A 16,941-nucleotide genomic window follows, 5' to 3' on the forward strand; every position below is an offset into this window, starting at 1 on the left:
TCCGCCCTCGGCTTCCGCAACCTCACCAACTACATCGCCCGCAGCCTGCTCGAAACTGGCGGCTTCAGACCCCGACTACACCCTCAATTACGATGAGCCGCTTTGTGAGCGGTCGAGGTCGATGACTGCGAATCCGGCAGCGTGCGACGCCGGGTACAGCACTTTACGACGGCAACTCCGGCCGCACTGCGACGTTCTTACTCTCCATTCCCCCGGAAGTCCGCTCGCCGTGAGGACGTCGGGCGTGCCGTGTCGAGTGAGTCGATTTCTCCGAGGTTTCACTTCTCGAGCAGGAGACGCCGGTCGCAGGACGTGGCGACTCTCTCGCTGTGAGTCGCGATGAGGAAGCGGCTCCTCCCTGAACTTCAGGTCCGTGAACAGAGGAGAAACGGTGTTCTCGGTGAGAATGTCCAGATGGGGGCACGGGTTCCGCGGTCCTCGCCGCAGGGCGATGAGAGTACTCACGCGGGCTCCTCTGAGACCACTCCTGGCGCGAGTGCACGAGGCCGGTCGAGTCCTCGATCCCGAAGCGCTCGTCGAGCAGTGCTTCGAGCGCGGGGAGATCCACCAGCTCTCGCGCGTCGACGAGTGCGACGTGGACGGCGGCCGGGCCGTCGTCCTCCAGGTCATCGCTCATGCCGGCGGCCCCGTCGTCGCCCGGCGCACGAGCTGCGTCGGAAGCTGCACGTGCAGCGAGCGGGGTTCGCGGCCGGACATGAGGGCGATCAGCATCTCGGTAGCGGTCGCGCCGAGGGTCTGCATCGGCTGGCGGACGGTCGTCAGCGGCGGGTCGAAGCGGGCGGCCTCTGGGACGTCGTCGAAGCCGACCACCGAGAGATCGTGCGGGACGGCGAGCCCCAGGTGCGCGGCGGTCTCGATGATCGCGAGCGCAGAGACGTCGTTCGCGGCGAAGACGGCGCTCGGACGATCCGGGAGCGACAGTAGCGAGGAGGCGGGGCGTCGCGCGGTGTCGCGGTGGTAGTTGCCCACCCGCAGGAGGCGCTCGTCGAAGGCGATGCCCGCCTCCGCCAGTGCTGCCCGATAGCCGGCCTCGCGCAGCCGCGCCGAGCGGAGGTCGCCGCGGCCGGCGACGAAGCCGATGCGGCGGTGCCCGAGCGCGACAAGGTGGCGGATGGCCAGCAGGGCGCCGCCGAAGTTGTCGGACTCGACGGTCGGCAGATCGGCGCGGCCGGTGTGCGGATCGACGGCGACGAGCGGGATGTCGGAGGGGGCACTCACCACGGTCGGCGTGACCAGGATCGCGCCGTCGATGAGGGTGCCGCTCAGGCGGCTGAGCGAGCGCCGCTCCCAGCCCTCCTGCTCCCCCTCGTGCGAGCCGGAGTAGGCGAGCAGGTCGAAGCGCGACTCCGCCAGCACCGACCCGACGCCCTTGAGGATCTCAGCGCTGAACGGCTCGAACCCGGCGACGAGCACGCCGATCACGCCCGTGCGTCGTGAGCGCATGCTGCTCGCAACCAGGCTCGACTCGTAGCCGAGCTCGCGCACCACCTCGAGCACGCGCGTGGCAGTGGCGGGCGCGACCCCGTAGCGGCCGTTCACGGCCTTGGATACCGTCGCCACCGACACTCCGGCCGCGGCGGCGACGTCGTGGATGGTGGGTCGCGCAGTCATGACCCCGACGATAATCCCCCCTTCGAAAACCATTTCGAAAACGTTTGACCAGTTTCGCAACCACTGCGGACACTGGCTCCACCCGCGCAGGCGGAAACCCTCACGGCGCCGGTGCACCAGGCGGCGCCCTCGATGAAGAGAACGGTTGAACGATGAAGTTCAGGAAGATCGCAGTGGTGACAGCCGCCCTGCTCGGCACGGTCGCGGCCCTCAGCGGCTGCTCGGCCCAGGATTCGGGATCGAGCGACGGCACCGTCGCGATGACCCTCTGGCAGAACTCCACGACGGGCCCCGGCCAGGAGTTCTGGGAGAAGACCATCACGGACTTCGAGGCCGCCAACCCCGGAGTGAGCATCGAGTCGCAGGCCATTCAGAACGAGGACCTCGACGGCAAGCTTCAGACCGCGCTCAACTCGGGCGACGCCCCCGACATCTTCCTTCAGCGAGGCGGAGGGAAGCTCGCGGGGATGGTCGCGGGCGGCCAGCTGAAGGACCTCACCGGAGGCATCTCCGACCAGGCGCGCAGTGAGATCCCCGAGGGCTCGTTCTCGGCGAACACCCTCGACGACAAGGTCTGGGCGATGCCGGTCGCGGTCCTCCCAGGAGGTCTCTTCTACAGCCAGGACCTCTTCACCGCAGCGGGCGTCACCGAGACTCCGAAGACGATCGACGAGCTCGACTCCGCGATCACGAAGATCAAGGGCAGCGGTGCTCAGGCCGTCGCGCTCGGCGCCAAGGACGCCTGGCCCGCCGCGCACTGGTACTACTTCTTCGCGCTGCGCGAGTGCAGCGCCGACACGATGGCCGAGGCGGCCGACACGAAGGACTTCTCGGACGACTGCTGGGTGCGCGCCGGCAAGGACCTGCAGGACTTCTCGGGCACCGAGCCCTTCAACGAGGGCTTCCTCACCACCGCCGCCCAGCAGGGCGCGGGCAGCTCGGCCGGACTCCTCGCCAACCACCAGGCGTCGATGGAGCTCATGGGCGCCTGGAACCCCGGCGTCATCGCCTCCCTCACCCCCGACGAGAAGCCGCTGCCCGACCTGGGCTGGTTCCCCTTCCCCGAGATCGACGGCGGTGACGGCGAGGCCGGCGCGATCATGGGCGGCGTCGACGGCTACTCCTGCTCGGCGGGTGCTCCCGACGAGTGCGTCGACTTCCTCAACTACCTGGCCACCGCCGACGTGCAGAAGGAGTACTACGCGGCCTTCAACGCGCCCCCGGTGAACACCGTGGCGCAGGAGGCGGTCACCGAGCCGTACCTGCAGCAGATCCTCGCGGCGTACAACTCGGCGCCGTACGTCTCGCAGTGGCTGGACACCGTGTACGGCCTCAACGTCGGCAACGCGCTGAACGTCGGAGTCGTCGACCTTCTCGCCGGCAAAAGCGACCCCGAGCAGCTGGTCGAGGCCGTCAACGCCGCCGCAGCGAAGGCCTAGTCACTGTGGCACTCCGCGAGAGCCCGCTCCTCGGAGTGGATGAGCCCCGCGGGACCGAGCGCACCGGAGGCGTCACTTCGACGCCTCCGGTGCGGCGGCGCCGCCGTAGCGTGGGTTGGGCGGGGCGCTTCGAGATCGCGCTCCTGGTCGGCCCGGCGCTGATCGTCTTCCTCGCCTTCGTGATCTTCCCGGTCGTGATGGCGGCCTACTACGGCTTCTTCAGCTGGCAGGGCTACGGGGCGCCGACGGATTTCGTCGGCTTCCGCAATTACCTGACGATCCTGCAGGACCCGACCTTCCACGACGCCCTCGCGCACAACGGCATCATCGTGGTGCTCTCACTGGTGCTTCAGGGTCCGGTCGCGATCCTCCTGGCGCTGCTGCTGAACCGCAAGTTGCGCGGGCAGTCGATCATCCGCGTCCTCATTTTCGTGCCGTACGTGATCTCCGAGGTCGTCGTCGGCACCGGCTGGAGCCTGATGCTCCAGACCAGCGGAGCGGTCAACGGCCTGCTCGAGAAGGTCGGCCTCGGCGCGCTGAAGCAGGACTGGCTCTCGGATCCGGCGATCGCGATCTGGACGCTGATGCTGATCATCACCTGGAAGTACATCGGCTTCGCGGTGATCCTCTTCCTCGCGGGCCTCCAGGGCATCCCCGAGGAGCTGTCCGAGGCCGCGGCCATCGACGGCGCCTCCTACTGGCAGGTGCAGCGGCGGATCACCCTGCCCCTGCTCGCACCGACCCTGCGGATCTGGGCGTTCCTCTCGATCATCGGCGCGCTCCAGCTGTTCGACCTGGTCTACATCATCTGGGGGCAATACGTGTCCTCGACCGCGGGCACCTCGACTATGGCGATCTACCTGGTCACCAACGGCCGCAACGCCGGCAATTACGGATACGGGAACGCCGTCGCGGTGGTCCTGTTCCTGATCTCGCTCGTGGTGGCGCTGCTCTACCAGCGCTTCGTGCTTCGGCGCGACACGGCGGGCGCACTGACGGGAGACAAGCGATGACCGGCACGACGATGACCGCCCCGCCGATCACTCCCCAGACGCCTCGGCCGCTCGCGGTGAAGCGGCGCAAGCAGCCGCTGGGCCGCGGCACCACCATCGCCTACGTCGTGGCGATCGTCGTGATCGCGCTGATGCTCGCTCCGGTGGCGTACATCATCCTCGGTGGCTTCCGCACGAACGCGCAGATCACCACCGATCCGGCAGGCCTGCCCTCGCCGTGGAACGTGCAGAACTACCTCGACGTGATCACTGGCGGCGTGTTCTGGCAGGAGGTCGGCAACTCCACGATTGCGGGACTTGCCACCACGCTCGGCGTGGTCGTACTCGGCTTGATGGCGAGCTACGTCCTGGCCCGCTACGACTTCACCGGGCGAGGCGTGTTCTACGCGCTCTTCGCCGCCGGCCTGATGTTTCCGATGACCGTAGCGATCACTCCGCTCTATCTGGTGATCAAGAGCCTCGGCCTGATGAACTCGCTCGCCGGAGTTGTCCTGCCGCAGATTGCGTTCGGCCTACCGACCACCATCATCATCCTGGTGCCGTTCCTGCGCGCGATCCCGGACGAGATCCAGGAGGCGGCCTTTATCGACGGCTGCAGCCGGATCGGATTCTTCTTCCGGATGGTCGTGCGCCTGGCGATGCCGGGCGTGATCACGACGGGGATCCTCGCGTTCATCGCGAGCTGGAACAGCTACCTGCTGCCGCTGTTCATCCTCAACAACGAGTCGACCTTCACGCTCCCGCTCGGGGTGCAGGCGTTCTCGTCGCAGTACTCCGTCGATACGGCGAAGGTGCTCGCCTTCGTGTCGCTGTCGATGATCCCGGCGCTGATCTTCTTCAGCGTCTTCGAGCGCCGCATCGTCGGTGGGCTCACGGGGGCGGTGAAGGGATGAGCGGATCGCTCCGCGCGCCTGCCGCCGCTCCGCCCGCCGCTCCGGCTCCCGCTCCGGCTCCCGCTGCGGCTCCTGCGCCCGCCGCCCCACCCGCAGAAAGGGTCGCACCGTGACCGCACCGCACGCACCAGAGGACCCCCAGGCTCCGTCCGCCCGCACCACCGAGCTGCTGGACCGGATGACGCTGGAGGAGAAGCTCGCCCAACTCGTCGGCTACTGGGTCGACCAGGGCGGGGAGGTCGTCGCTCCGCTCGCCGGCGAGATGGCGACCTCGACCGGATACGCCGAGGCCACCCGCGAGGGGATCGGCCAGCTCACCCGCGTCTACGGCACGCGCCCCGTCGATCCGCTCGAGCGCGCGCAGTGGCTGTGGAGCGAGCAGCGGCGGCTCGTCGAGGAGACGCGACTGGGCATCCCCGCGATCGTGCATGAGGAGTGCCTGACCGGTCTGGCCGCCTGGCAGGCCGCGACGTTCCCGACTCCGCTCGCCTGGGGCGCCTCCTTCGACCCGGAGCTCGTGGCCGAGCTGGGCGCCGTGATCGGCGGCTCGATGCGCGAGCTCGGGATCCACCAGGGCCTGGCGCCCGTGCTCGACGTGATCCGCGACCCGCGCTGGGGCCGCGTCGACGAGTGCATCGCCGAGGACCCGTACGTCGTCGGCACGCTGGGCACCGCCTACGTGCAAGGACTCCAGTCGGCCGGAGTCGACGCGACGCTGAAGCACTTCATCGGCTACTCCGCCTCCCGCGCGGGGCGCAACCACGCGCCGGTGCACGCCGGACCGCGCGAGATCGCAGACGTCCTGCTGCCGCCGTTCGAGATGGCGATCCGCGACGGCGGCGCCCGCTCCGTGATGAACTCCTACGCCGAGATCGACGGAGACCCGGTCGGAGCGACGCCCGCCTACCTCACCGGTGTGCTGCGCGAGCGCTGGGGCTTTGACGGAGTGGTCGTCGCCGACTACTTCTCCGTCGCGTTCCTGCACCTGATGCACGCGGTCGCTGCCGACCTGGGCGAGGCGGCAGAACGGGCGCTCGCCGCGGGGATCGACGTGGAGCTGCCCACCGGCGACGCGTTCCTCGCTCCGCTGGCCGCGCGCATCCGGGCCGGCGAGGCCGACGAAGCTCTGGTCGACCGGGCCGTGCTGCGGGTGCTCGCGCAGAAGGAGCGGCTCGGCCTGCTCGACGCGCGCTTCGACGACGCCCCCGAGTCGATCGACCTGGACTCGCCCACCCACCGCGACATCGCCCGCCGCCTGGCCGAGGAGTCGGTGGTGCTGCTCGCGAACGACGGCGTGCTGCCGCTCGCTCCGCCCCGCCGCCTCGCGCTGATCGGCCCGAACGCCGACAGCGCGCCCGCCCTGATGGGCTGCTACTCCTTCGCCAACCACGTGCTGGCGCACCACCCGGGCGTGCCGCTGGGCTTCGAGATCCCGACGGTCGCGGACGCGCTGGCGGACGAGTTCGGTTCGGCGGAGCTGGTGCTGGCCGAGGGCTGCGCGGTCGAGGGCGACGACGCCTCCGGGATCGCCGAGGCAGTTCAGGCGGCCACCGACTCCGACGTCGCGATCGTGGTCGTCGGCGACCGGGCGGGCCTGTTCGGCCGCGGCACGGTCGGCGAGGGCAACGACATGGAGAGCCTGGAGCTGCCGGGTCGTCAGCGCGAGCTGGTCGAGGCCGTGGTGGCGACCGGCACTCCGGTCGTGCTCGTGCTGCTGACCGGCCGCCCCTCTGCGGTGGGCTGGGCGCTCGACGGGCCGAACGCTCCGGCCGCTGTGGTGCAGGCGTTCTTCCCGGGGGAGGAGGGGGCCGGCGCGATCGCCGGGGTCGTCTCTGGCCGCGTCACTCCCTCCGGGCACCTGCCCGTCTCGCTGCCGCGCTCGGCCGGGGCGCAGCCGTTCTCGTACCTGCACCCGATCCTCGGCGGCCCCTCGGACGTGACCTCGGCCGACAGCACGCCGGTGCGGCCGTTCGGCCACGGGCTCTCGTACACAACCTTCGCCCGCACGGACCTGGCGGTGGCGGAGTCGGCTCCGACCGGCGGGTCCTTCACGGTGATCGTGCGGGTGCGCAACACGGGCGCGCGGGCGGGTACCGACCTGGTGCAGCTGTACGCCCGCGATGTGTTCGCGAGCGTGACACGGCCGGTGGCGCAGCTGCTCGGTTACCTGCGGGTTCCGCTCGAGGCGGGCGAGGAGGCGGAGGTGCGCTTCGAGGTCCCGGCCGCGCGCCTGGCCTTCACCGGGCGCGAGGGCGTGCGGATCGTCGAGCCGGGCCGCGTCGAGCTGTGGGTGGGCCCGGACTGCGCGACGCGCGAGACGGAGGCGGCGCTCGAACTGGTCGGCGCGGCCGCCGCGGTGAACGCCTCCTCCCAGCGCCTCGTCGGGACCGAGGTTCAGCGAGTGGGGGCGCGCATTCCGGCCTCATTCGGTTCATAACGCAGGAAGGATCGCTTCGGCGGCCCGTGGATCCGTGGATCCCGGTGCCCGCGGGGCGATCCTTCCTTCGTTATGAACACGGGCCCAGCCCTGGCGTGGTTACGGCGGGCGCGGCAGGCTGGGGGAATGAGCGACGACGCGAAGCAGACCCTCCTCCGCTACCTGCAGGAGGGGCGTGACGCCCTGCTGCACAAGCTCGACGGGCTCGACGAGTACGACGTGCGCCGGCCGCTGGTCGCAACGGGCACGAATCTGCTCGGCCTGGTGAAACACGTGGCCGGCACGGAGGCGGGCTACCTCGGCGTCGTGTTCGGGCGGCCGTTCCCCGAGCCGATGCCGTGGATGGAGGAGGAGTCGGAGCCGAACTCGGACATGTGGGCGACGGCCGACGAGTCGCTCGCCGATGTGGTCGCGCTGTACCGCCGCGTGTGGGCCCACTCCGATGCGACAGTCGCGGCACTGCCGCTCGAGGCTCCGGGCGTCGTGCCCTGGTGGACCACGCGCGAGGTCTCGCTGCATCGGATCCTCGTCCACATCACCGCGGAGACGCACCGGCACGCGGGTCACGCCGACATCGTCCGCGAGCTGATCGACGGGCAGGTCGGCCTCCGCGCCCCCGGCGACAACCTGCCGCCGGTTCCCCGGGAGTGGTGGCCCGAGTACCGCGAGCGCCTCGAGTCGCTGGCGCGTGCCGTCCGCGACCGGGGCTGACGTTCCGAGAGCGCAGGACTCCGGGGGTGCGATTCGCAGGGGATCCCGACATCGCGGAGTTCTTTGGGCCGAGGAGAGCGCTCTCCCGTGCGCATCCCCTGCGAATCGGACGGTGCTCCCCGGGCGGCGGCCTCAGCGGCAACGCGTGAGCACAGGAGAGGATCCGCACCCCTCTGGTCCACCCCGTCAAGGGGTAGGGAGCAGGGTGGCCGCCGTCCTACCGTCGGAGGACGCGCCGGCCGGAGTGGCGGTCCGGCGATCCTGGGGAGGACGAGATGCAGAAGCTGTATTACGCGAGCGGATACGTGCTGCTGGGGGACCAGGTGTGCTCGGCGGTGGTCGAGTACGCCCAGGCGTTGGCCAACGTGGGCAAGTCGGACCTCGTCGTGGTCCCGTCCCTGTCGGATGAGGGGCTGCGCGGGGAGACCCGGTTCCTGGTCGGACCGGCCAGCCAGCTCTTCACCAGCCCGGCTCTCGACCGCGGTGTCGACCTCGACGACCCGGAGGCGGTGGAGTCGATGCGCGAAAAGACTCGCCGACTCCAGCCCGCTCGGCCGACCGTGCAGCCCCGCGGCGAGGACGAGGACGACACGGACGGCGGGACCGACTACCTCTGAGCGTTCAGGAGTCGAGCGTGGCGCTGGGGCGCTCGCCGAAGCGATGGGCGTAGGAGGCCGAGAACCGGCCGAGGTGCGCGAAGCCCCAGCGTCGCGCGACTTCGCTGACGCTCACGACTCCGGGTTCGCCTGTCCGCAGCTCCTTCTGCACTCCGTCGAGTCGGATGCGGCGCAGGTAGTCGACCGCGGTGAAACCGAATTCACGGCGGAACTCGCTCTGCAGCGTCCGCAGGCCCGTGCCCGCCGCCTCGGCGATCCGCTCGGTCCGTAGCGGCTCGTGGGCGTGCGCGTACATGAACTCGATCGCCAACCGCAGCCGCCCCGAGCGGGGCACTCCGAGGTCGCCGGGGGTGTCGAGTGACGCATGCGGGAATGTCTCGAGCAGCGCCACCGCGACCGCGCGGTCGGCCTCGTGGCGCAGGAGTGGCGAACTGTCGGCGTCGTAGATCACCCGCGCGACCGTGGCGACCGTCGCCGACCAGCGCCGCAGCGCCGCGCCCTCGGGCCGGGCGGTGGTGTCGAAGAGGAGGGGACCGCTCGTGCCCTCCACTTCCTCCGCAATGCGCTCGAGGTAGGAGCTGTCGAAGTGAATGAGGTTTTGCCGGTAGTCGTGGAACTCGAACCGGCTGGGCCGGCCGTTGACGAAGATCGCCGGCCGCCCGAATCCGAGGGTCACCGCGTCGCCGTCGAGATCAGTGACTCCCTCGCCCGCGGTCAGCCACGAGACGACGTACTCGCCCTCGGTCTGGATGGAACCCTGCACGGATCCGGCGAACTGGCTCCCGCGGAGGGTGACGTCGCCGTCGCCGACGGAGGTGTAGCGGTACGAGAAGTTCGTGCTGGGTTCGACGACGAAGCGGTGTCCGTTGTAGAACTGCTCGAACAGGGCCCGCGCCTGCTCGATGTCGCGCCCGCCGATATCGGAGCGAGTGACCTCGTCGTTCTGATCCATCGGCACCAGAATCGCACGGTGGGCGTCGGCGACAGTGTGCCCCATCCGGGAATTTCGCTAGGCGGATAAACTGGCCGCTGGCCCTGCGGCACGGGTCATCGCCTGGACTGTGGCGGCCTGGAACTGGCTGAGCAGCACCACGGTGTGCCGCGCTCCGGTCTCGACCGCGAGGGAGAACGTGGCTCCGGCCGGGGTGGCCCGCCACGAGCGGATGTCGTGGGTGCCGACCTGGGTCGAGGCGCCGATGGCCGCGCTCCGCAGCACCAGAGAGTCCGGCGTCACGCGGAGCGCGCCGCTCACTCCGGCCACCGTCGATGAGCACTCGAAGCCCACCTCGTCCGGCATCGCACCGGCGAGTTCGACGAAGTCGGTGACCTCAATCGGCTCCGAACGGTCGGGGTCGCCTCCGGGCACGGCGCGCTCAGGCACGGCGTGCTCAGGCCGCGTGCGTGAGCCCGGAGGACTCGGACTGCTGCGCCGGTTCGGCGACGATGCGCAGGCCGCGCCCGCTGTTGGCCTCCTCCATCAGGGCTCTCACCCAGGTCGAGTTGATCGCCGGGATGCGGCTGCCGTGGAACGAGAACTGCAGCGGGATGGTCGGGTGCAGCCACAGTGTCTGGCGGCCGGTGCCGTGCGCGCTTGACGCATCGAGCTGGAACGCGAACGCCTCCTCCCGACGGAACTTGTTGATCATGACGATCTGGAGATGCGCGAGCGCGCGGTCGTCGATCTCGTGCGAGGTGGGGGGAGTGCCGTAGAGGAGAGCGCCCATGATGTGTGCCGCCGTTCTGTGCTGTGTCGCGGAGACGGCCGCGACGGTGGCTGTCCCGGCGAGTGCCGCCGGGAGGGGGAGTGCGAGTTCGAGGGGAGAGGGGACGTGCGAGTCGAACGCAGACCCGGGTTGCATCGTCGGTGGAGTCGAGTCGTGAGGGATGGTTGTCGGTCCCGGAGTAGCGGCCTTGGGGTACCGGTCCGGGGATATCTGGCCCCGGAATGTGGGGCCCGGACGCCGTCGTCCCGATGGTGCGGGCGCCTGCTCCGCAGGCTGGTGGACCCGAACGGTCGGGCCGCCGACTGTTCTTCGAAAATACGCTTCTCCTCCGGAGGGCACACACCGCTATCCGGAATGCGAAGCAGTCGCCGTCGTGCTTTCCGGAGTTCAGACTCGGCATCGCGTAGCGGACGCGGCAGGAGGGGAGGCGCTCGGCGAGAAGGAAGGATGCGTCAGCGGACACCCCTCGGTCCTTCTGCTGACTAGAGTCCCCTCATGCACGACGACTCCTCAGCCCGGCCCGACTCCTCCGATCTGCCCGTCGACCTCGTCGCCGCCCTCGCCGCGGTCGAGGCGGGCCTGGCCGCGATGGCCGCGGGCGACCCGGAGCCCTACCGCCGCTGCTGGGCCGACTCCGCCGACTCCACCCTCTTCGGCGCCTTCGGCACGATCGAGCGTGGGCGGCCGGCGATCGACGAGACCCTCGGCTGGGTCGCCGGGCGATTCGCCGCGGGGGTGCTCCGACCGCACTACGACGTCGTGCACGCGTCGGGAGACCTGGCGTACACGGTCGGTCACGAGACCGGCGAAACCCGCCTCGACGGCGGCGAGCTGAAGCCCGTGGTCATCCGCGTCACCCACGTCTACCGCCGCTTCGACGATCAGGGCTGGCGCATCGTCCACCGGCACGGCGACCATCCGCCCGCCCTCGAGCGCTGACGAGGCCGCTCCCTCAGGATGGACGCATGCCCTCCACCGCCGACCGTTTTCGCCGGGCCGGCGTCGAGCGCGCTCCTGACCAGGTGCCCACTGTCCAGAAGTTGTCGCACTCGGCGTCGAGTGCGACAACTTTTGGACTCTCGCGGGTGTCAGGCTCAGCCCGTGATCACGAGGCTGTCGATCGGCTGCGCGCCGACGCCGGTGGCCTGCTGGGCTGCCATGTCGAGGTCGACACGGTGGGACGTCACCGCAGCATGGTCACGTCGCCATCCGCGACAGCGGTGGTGTCGCGATTCGGTGCGCTGTGCCCCACCTCCGGCGGGCGGCGCACTATAAAGGAAAGCCCATGTCACTCGAGACCGATCGCCCCTCTCCGACCAGCCGGCCGCGGCGCGGTGTCTCGATGGCGGAGGTGGCCCGGCGCGCGAACGTCTCGGGCCAGACGGTGTCGCGGGTCTCGAATGGCAGACAGAACGTCGACGCCCAGACGCGCGAGCGGGTCCTCGAGGCGATGCGCGCCCTCGGCTACCGGCCGAACAGCGCGGCGCGGGCGCTGCGCACCGGCCGCTTCCACAGCATCGGTGTGATCATGGCCATGCTGTCCTCGTTCGGCAACATGCGCACCCTCGATGCCATCGCGCTCGCGGCCGCCGACGCGGGCTACTCGATCACCCTCATCCCCGTCTCGCACCCCACCCCGGGCGAGGTCTCGGTCGCATTCCACCGGCTGAGCGAGGAGGCGGTGGACGGCGTCATCGTCATCGTCGAGGCGCACCTGCTCGACGGGGCCGACATCGTCCTCCCGCCGGACCTGCCCGTGGTGGTCGTCGACTCCGCGGGCGGTGAGAAGTACCCCGTGGTCGACACCGACCAGGTCTCCGGCGCCCGCCAGGCCGTCGAGCACCTGCTCGGACTCGGCCACCGCACCGTGCACCACATCGCTGGCCCGGACCGCTCCTCCTCCGCCGAGCGCCGCCACGAGGCGTGGGAGTCGACCCTGATCGAGCGCGGCGCCCCGGTGCCGGAGGTTCTGGTCGGCGACTGGTCCAGCGACTCCGGCTACCGCCTCGGCCAGCGGCTCGCCGCCGACCCCGAGGTCACCGCGATCTTCGCCGCGAACGACCAGATGGCGCTCGGCGTGCTGCGCGCGCTGCACGAGGCCGGACGAGCCGTGCCCGGGGAGGTGAGCGTGGCCGGCTTCGACGACATGGAGGAGTCGGCGAGCTTCTGGCCGCCGCTGACGACCGTGCGGCAGTTCTTCGGTGACACGGTGCGACGCTCGGTCGACATCCTGCTGCGCGAGTTCGAATCGGGCGAGCGCACGGGGGTCTCGCTGGTGCAGACCCGGCTGGTGGTGCGGGAGAGCACAGGGCCGGCTCCGGCCGCCTCTTAGGGCGCGATCTGCAGGACTCCGTGCGATGCGCAGGGCTTCGTCCGATCTGCAGGACATCCGTCCGATGTACAGGACTCGAAGGCTGAGCTCCGACGTGACCCGAGGTCTGCCTTCGATGCGGGCGCGCCGCGACATTATTAATCCTGCGCCTCCACGCGGATCCCGCTCTCCTCGAATGCCACGCAAGGAAGTGTCAACACGTGGTGAAGAGTGCGAGAACACTCACGAGACGAGGATGAGGGCGAGAAGGAATTCGGGTTACTATCATCGCGGACCGGGTATTCGCCCGGCGTGTCTCCGGATAGTCGATCTTCTGCGCCCGAGCGCGATCCCGACCAGTGAGACGTCACTCACGATTTTCGAAGCCACGCCTCTCTTTCGCTGAGGCGCAGCGACGGTGATCTTTTCTGAAAGGTACAGCAATGACGTCTCATCGCGCCGATCGCACGCGAAAAAAGACTCTCTGTCTGATGAGCATCCTCATGATGGTCGCCGCGCTCGTCGGCTCCGCCACCCCTGCGAGCGCCGAGGATCAGGTGCGAGCCCGCTTCCCCATCGTCGCCGGAACGGCGCTGACGTTGCCCGGTGGGAGCGAGTGCACGGTCGGCGCAGTGCTCTCACGGGTCGGGCCGGGCTCCCTTGTCTCTCCGTATGTGGCCGCGACGCGATACGTCCTCCTCGCCAAGCACTGCTCCTCGGGAATCGGCGCGAGTATCGGCCTGAACCACCAGAACGTCGGCAGTGTTGTGTGGATGTCCGCGACCAACGACGTCGAACTCGCTGTGATCCCGCCCTACACCTCTCCAGCGCCGAGGGCATGCTTCGGATCCATCCAGTCGTGCTTCGCCGGGAGCGCGGTGGAGCCGCGTGCTGCGGGCAAGGTCATCATGAGCACGAGGGGCGGGGAACGAGCGGTGCCCATGAGACCGCCGGGCAGCCCCGCGCCGGGCGAGCGCTTCTGCACGAGCGGGGTGGACACGGGAGTGAATTGCAATTGGGTGTCGGAGGCGAACAGGCCTGTGAATTGGGGACACGACGAGGGCCTGATGGCCCGCTCAACGAACGCTCAAGGCCTCGAACAAGGTGATTCCGGGGGGCCCGTCATCAGCGAGGACGGACGGCTGTACGGCATCATCCAGAGAGCGGGCCTGGGGGAGTACGTGAACCTCATGCAGTACATGCCGATCGAACAGGTCCTCACTCAGATAGGTTCTCAGTACGCCCTCGCGCCGGCCCGATAGGCCGGTTCCCGGCTCCATCGGCCCTCTCGCGCACAATCACAGAGGTCGAGGCCGCGCTCGACGCCGAGGCCCCGATGCGCCGCCGCTCTGCCGGAAGCACCACCACTCCAGATGCCTCCGGGGATCCCCGAGGGTGATCCCCAGCGACGTCGTTGTCCCCGCGGGCGGCTCCGTCGCGGCACGGCAGAGCCGCCCGATCGTCGACCGGGCGGCCCTTCGTGCCTCAGCTACAGGAGGGCTCGGTGGTGTAGGTGGCGTAGTCGGCCATGCTGGAGTCGCCGTGCTCGCCGACGGCGGAGGTCACATTCTTCGCGACGGCGCTCTCGCGGGTCTTCCACCAGAGTTCCTTGTCGGGTGTGAGGAAGAAGCCGTAACCAACCGCCTTCGAGTTGCTCGGGACCTTGGCAAACGTCGTAAGCGTCCCCTCCTTGCCGCCGCTCTTCCACTGATAGTTGCCGTCGGCGGTCGTCAAGGTGGCGTAGTCCGCCATGGTGGAGTCGACGTGTTCGCCGACGGCGGAGGTCACATTCTTCGCCACGGCGGTTTCCTGGGTCTTCCACCAGAGTTCATTGTCCGGAGTGAGGAAGAAGCCGTAGCCGACGGCTTTCGAGTTCTTCGCGATATTCGGGAAGGTGTCGAGTGTTCCCCCGTCCGCGCTGTTCCACTGGTAGTTCCCGTCGGCTGTGGTGTAGGTGACGTAGTCCGCCATAGTGGAGTCCACGTGCTCGCCGACGGCGGATGTCACGTTCGTCGCGATTGCAGTTTCGCGCTTTTTCCACCACAGTTCGTTGTCGGGTGTGAGGAAGAAGCCGTAACCGACCGCCTTCGACTTCTTGGGGATCTTCGGATAGGTCTCGAGCGTTCCGTCCTCGCCCGTGGTGTCCCACTGGAAATTTCCGTCTGCGGTCGTATACGTGACGTAATCGGCGGTTGTGGAGTCGACGTGCTCGCCGACCGCAGAGGTCACACTCTTGGCGATCGCGGTCTTTCGCGTCTTCCACCAGAGCTCGTTGTCGGGTGTGAGGAAGAAGCCGTAACCGACCGCCTTCGAGTCCTTCGGGATGTTCGGGTAGTCCTCGACTGCCCCACCATCGCTGGTGTTCCACTGGTGATTGCGGGCGGCGGTGGAGGCGGGGGCGCTGACCGGCGCGCTCGTGCTGAGCGAATCGGAGGATGCCCCGAAGCGGCTGGTGCCGCCGTCGGCTGGCACCGTGATGTCGGGGAGGGTGAGGAGCTCCTTCGAGTCCGTTGTCCCCGAGTAGGTGGTCTTCCCTCCGGCGAAGGTGTAGCCGTCCTTCAGGGTCACGGTGATGGTCTTGCCCGCGTCCGCCGTGCTTCCGTCGGTGGTACGCGAGACCTGCACGCCGGTGATCGCCGTGCAGGCGGAGCCTCTGTAGGACGCTTCCGTGAACGTCAAGGTCGGCGACCCCGAGGCAGCCGCAGCCGGAGTCGCGAGGGAGACGGCAACCACGGGAACCGCCCATGCCGCGCCCTTCACGAAGACCCGTCGGTGCACACTCTCCGCGGCGGGGTTGCTCCAGCCATCGTCGATGCGGGTTGTGCGGGGGTCATCGGGGATCGAGTCGTTCACAAGGGCCTCCAGAGGCTGGTCGGGTGCGGACGGCCCCCATCTTTCTGATCGACCCGGCCGCCGAGGAGCGGAAGCGGCTCGGATCAGAAGTCTCGGCTCTGAGGTCCGGAACTTCCGCCCGATCGAGGCGGCCGCTGCCGACACTGATGGCCCGACCTCGTGTCAGCAACTGAGGTGCGATGTGCAGGACTTTCCTGGTTCGTGCGACCACGATCAGCGGCGGAGAGCGCTCCCACCGACGGAACTCCTGCTGATCGCACGGAACTCCTGCTGATCGCACGGAACTCCTGCTGATCGCACGGTTGCCTGCAGATCGCGCACGGGAGAAAGCGGAGACGGTCTCCCGCGCGCGATACTGTGAGCCCTCTCACCCCGGACTCTCAAGGAGACGCACATGTCGGTCGGCCTGCTGGCGGTTGTCGATGACATCCTCACCGCCGCTCTGAAGGCGAGCGCCAAGACGGCGGGCGTCGTGATCGACGACGCGGCCGTCACCCCGCAGTACGTGCAGGGCCTCACGCCCGCGCGGGAGCTGCCGGTGGTGGGGCGGATCGCGCTGGGGAGCCTGTTCAACAAGTTCGTCATCATCATTCCGCTGGCCCTGCTGCTCTCGGCCTTCGCGCCGCAGGTCCTGCCGTACCTGCTGATCCTCGGCGGCGGCTTCCTCTGCTTCGAGGGGGCGGAGAAGGTGCTGGAGTGGTTCGGCGTCTCGCACGGTGGCCACGAGTCGGAGGCGCGCGACGAGAAGAAGCTCGTCTTCGGCGCCATCCGCACCGACCTCATCCTCAGCACCGAGATCATGCTGATCGCGCTCGACGGTCTCGACCCTGACTTCGGCATCTGGCCCACGCTCGGCGCGCTGCTGGTCGTCGGGCTGGGGATGACCCTGCTCGTCTACGGCGCCGTGGCCCTCCTCGTGAAGATCGACGATGTGGGCCTGCGCCTGATGAAGAACGCGGCCCGCGGCGTGCGGCGCACCGGAGCGAGGATCGTCGCGTCGATGCCGGCCGTGTTCCGCGCGATCAGCATCATCGGGACGCTCGCGATGCTCTGGGTCGGCGGTCACCTGGTCGTCGCGAACCTCGCCGAGACGGTGTGGCACGGACCCTACGACGTCGTCCACGCCGTCACGCACGCCGTCGAGGGCGCCGGCCCGGTGGTCGTGTGGCTGGCCGACACCGCCGTCTCGATGGTCTTCGGCCTCGTGCTCGGGCTGATCGTTGCCGGCGTCGTGCTGGGCGTCTCCCGCCTCCGCATGCCCCACGCCGACGCCGCCGCACACTGACGAGCTCACACAGAACCGCTGCGGCC

General features: G+C 69.2%; 15 protein-coding genes. 10 read left to right on the top strand and 5 right to left on the bottom strand.

The genetic code is table 11. From position 1 onward, the window contains the following. Positions 1-633: 633 nt before the first annotated feature. A complete protein-coding gene (locus C5D07_RS03865) occupies positions 634-1,632 on the bottom strand; it encodes a LacI family DNA-binding transcriptional regulator (protein WP_068256499.1) in 999 nt (332 codons plus the stop codon). 152 nt (positions 1,633-1,784) lie between these two features. Between C5D07_RS03865 and C5D07_RS03870 the strand changes: the two genes are divergently transcribed. From C5D07_RS03870 to C5D07_RS03895, 6 genes are all read left to right on the top strand, one after another. Further along, positions 1,785-3,071: an ABC transporter substrate-binding protein gene (locus tag C5D07_RS03870; RefSeq protein WP_104258728.1), complete on the top strand. Its 1,287-nt coding sequence runs from the start codon at positions 1,785-1,787 to the stop codon at positions 3,069-3,071. A 5-nt stretch (positions 3,072-3,076) separates the two neighbouring features. Continuing rightward, on the top strand, positions 3,077-4,084 hold the full coding sequence (locus C5D07_RS03875) for a carbohydrate ABC transporter permease (protein WP_068256493.1): 1,008 nt from the start codon (positions 3,077-3,079) through the stop codon (positions 4,082-4,084). Then, the gene (locus C5D07_RS03880) at positions 4,081-4,977 is read left to right on the top strand and encodes a carbohydrate ABC transporter permease (RefSeq protein WP_084416105.1); all 897 of its coding nucleotides are present in this window, start codon (positions 4,081-4,083) and stop codon (positions 4,975-4,977) included. Before C5D07_RS03875 ends, C5D07_RS03880 begins: the two co-directional genes overlap by 4 nt. Before the next feature lie 109 nt (positions 4,978-5,086). Beyond that, positions 5,087-7,414 (top strand): beta-xylosidase/alpha-l-arabinosidase, encoded by a 2,328-nt coding sequence (locus C5D07_RS03885; protein WP_068256490.1) that lies wholly within the window; start codon positions 5,087-5,089, stop codon positions 7,412-7,414. A 126-nt stretch (positions 7,415-7,540) separates the two neighbouring features. Beyond that, positions 7,541-8,125, top strand: coding sequence for a DinB family protein (locus tag C5D07_RS03890; RefSeq protein ID WP_068256488.1), 585 nt, complete (start codon positions 7,541-7,543; stop codon positions 8,123-8,125). 275 nt (positions 8,126-8,400) lie between these two features. Then, positions 8,401-8,742 carry a hypothetical protein gene (locus C5D07_RS03895; RefSeq protein WP_068256485.1) on the top strand — a complete coding sequence of 114 codons (342 nt, stop codon included), beginning with the start codon at positions 8,401-8,403 and terminating at the stop codon, positions 8,740-8,742. Between the two features lie 4 nt (positions 8,743-8,746). Here C5D07_RS03895 and C5D07_RS03900 read toward each other — a convergent pair whose 3' ends face one another. From C5D07_RS03900 to C5D07_RS03910, 3 genes are read right to left on the bottom strand one after another with little or no spacing between them, the layout of a single operon-like run. Continuing rightward, on the bottom strand, positions 8,747-9,739 hold the full coding sequence (locus C5D07_RS03900) for an AraC family transcriptional regulator (protein WP_104258729.1): 993 nt from the start codon (positions 9,737-9,739) through the stop codon (positions 8,747-8,749). Positions 9,740-9,751: 12 nt separating this feature from the next. After that, positions 9,752-10,123 (bottom strand): hypothetical protein, encoded by a 372-nt coding sequence (locus C5D07_RS03905; protein WP_068256480.1) that lies wholly within the window; start codon positions 10,121-10,123, stop codon positions 9,752-9,754. Between the two features lie 7 nt (positions 10,124-10,130). Continuing rightward, positions 10,131-10,601 (bottom strand): DUF7882 family protein, encoded by a 471-nt coding sequence (locus C5D07_RS03910; RefSeq protein ID WP_237358208.1) that lies wholly within the window; start codon positions 10,599-10,601, stop codon positions 10,131-10,133. Positions 10,602-10,961: 360 nt separating this feature from the next. Between C5D07_RS03910 and C5D07_RS03915 the strand changes: the two genes are divergently transcribed. The 3 genes from C5D07_RS03915 (at position 10,962) to C5D07_RS03925 (ending at position 14,039) form a co-directional block, all read left to right on the top strand. Next, positions 10,962-11,405: a YybH family protein gene (locus tag C5D07_RS03915; RefSeq protein ID WP_084416104.1), complete on the top strand. Its 444-nt coding sequence runs from the start codon at positions 10,962-10,964 to the stop codon at positions 11,403-11,405. A 346-nt stretch (positions 11,406-11,751) separates the two neighbouring features. Then, on the top strand, positions 11,752-12,798 hold the full coding sequence (locus C5D07_RS03920) for a LacI family DNA-binding transcriptional regulator (RefSeq protein ID WP_104258730.1): 1,047 nt from the start codon (positions 11,752-11,754) through the stop codon (positions 12,796-12,798). 470 nt (positions 12,799-13,268) lie between these two features. After that, positions 13,269-14,039 carry a chymotrypsin family serine protease gene (locus C5D07_RS03925; protein WP_068256475.1) on the top strand — a complete coding sequence of 257 codons (771 nt, stop codon included), beginning with the start codon at positions 13,269-13,271 and terminating at the stop codon, positions 14,037-14,039. Positions 14,040-14,262: 223 nt separating this feature from the next. Here the strand turns inward: C5D07_RS03925 and C5D07_RS03930 are convergent, their stop codons facing one another. Continuing rightward, positions 14,263-15,630, bottom strand: coding sequence for a hypothetical protein (locus C5D07_RS03930; protein ID WP_068256472.1), 1,368 nt, complete (start codon positions 15,628-15,630; stop codon positions 14,263-14,265). A 394-nt stretch (positions 15,631-16,024) separates the two neighbouring features. Between C5D07_RS03930 and C5D07_RS03935 the strand changes: the two genes are divergently transcribed. Then, positions 16,025-16,915 carry a DUF808 domain-containing protein gene (locus C5D07_RS03935; protein WP_104258731.1) on the top strand — a complete coding sequence of 297 codons (891 nt, stop codon included), beginning with the start codon at positions 16,025-16,027 and terminating at the stop codon, positions 16,913-16,915. The last annotated feature ends 26 nt before the right edge of the window (positions 16,916-16,941 follow it).

Source organism: Rathayibacter tritici (assembly GCF_002932875.1).
In the GTDB taxonomy this organism is placed as follows: domain Bacteria; phylum Actinomycetota; class Actinomycetes; order Actinomycetales; family Microbacteriaceae; genus Rathayibacter; species Rathayibacter tritici.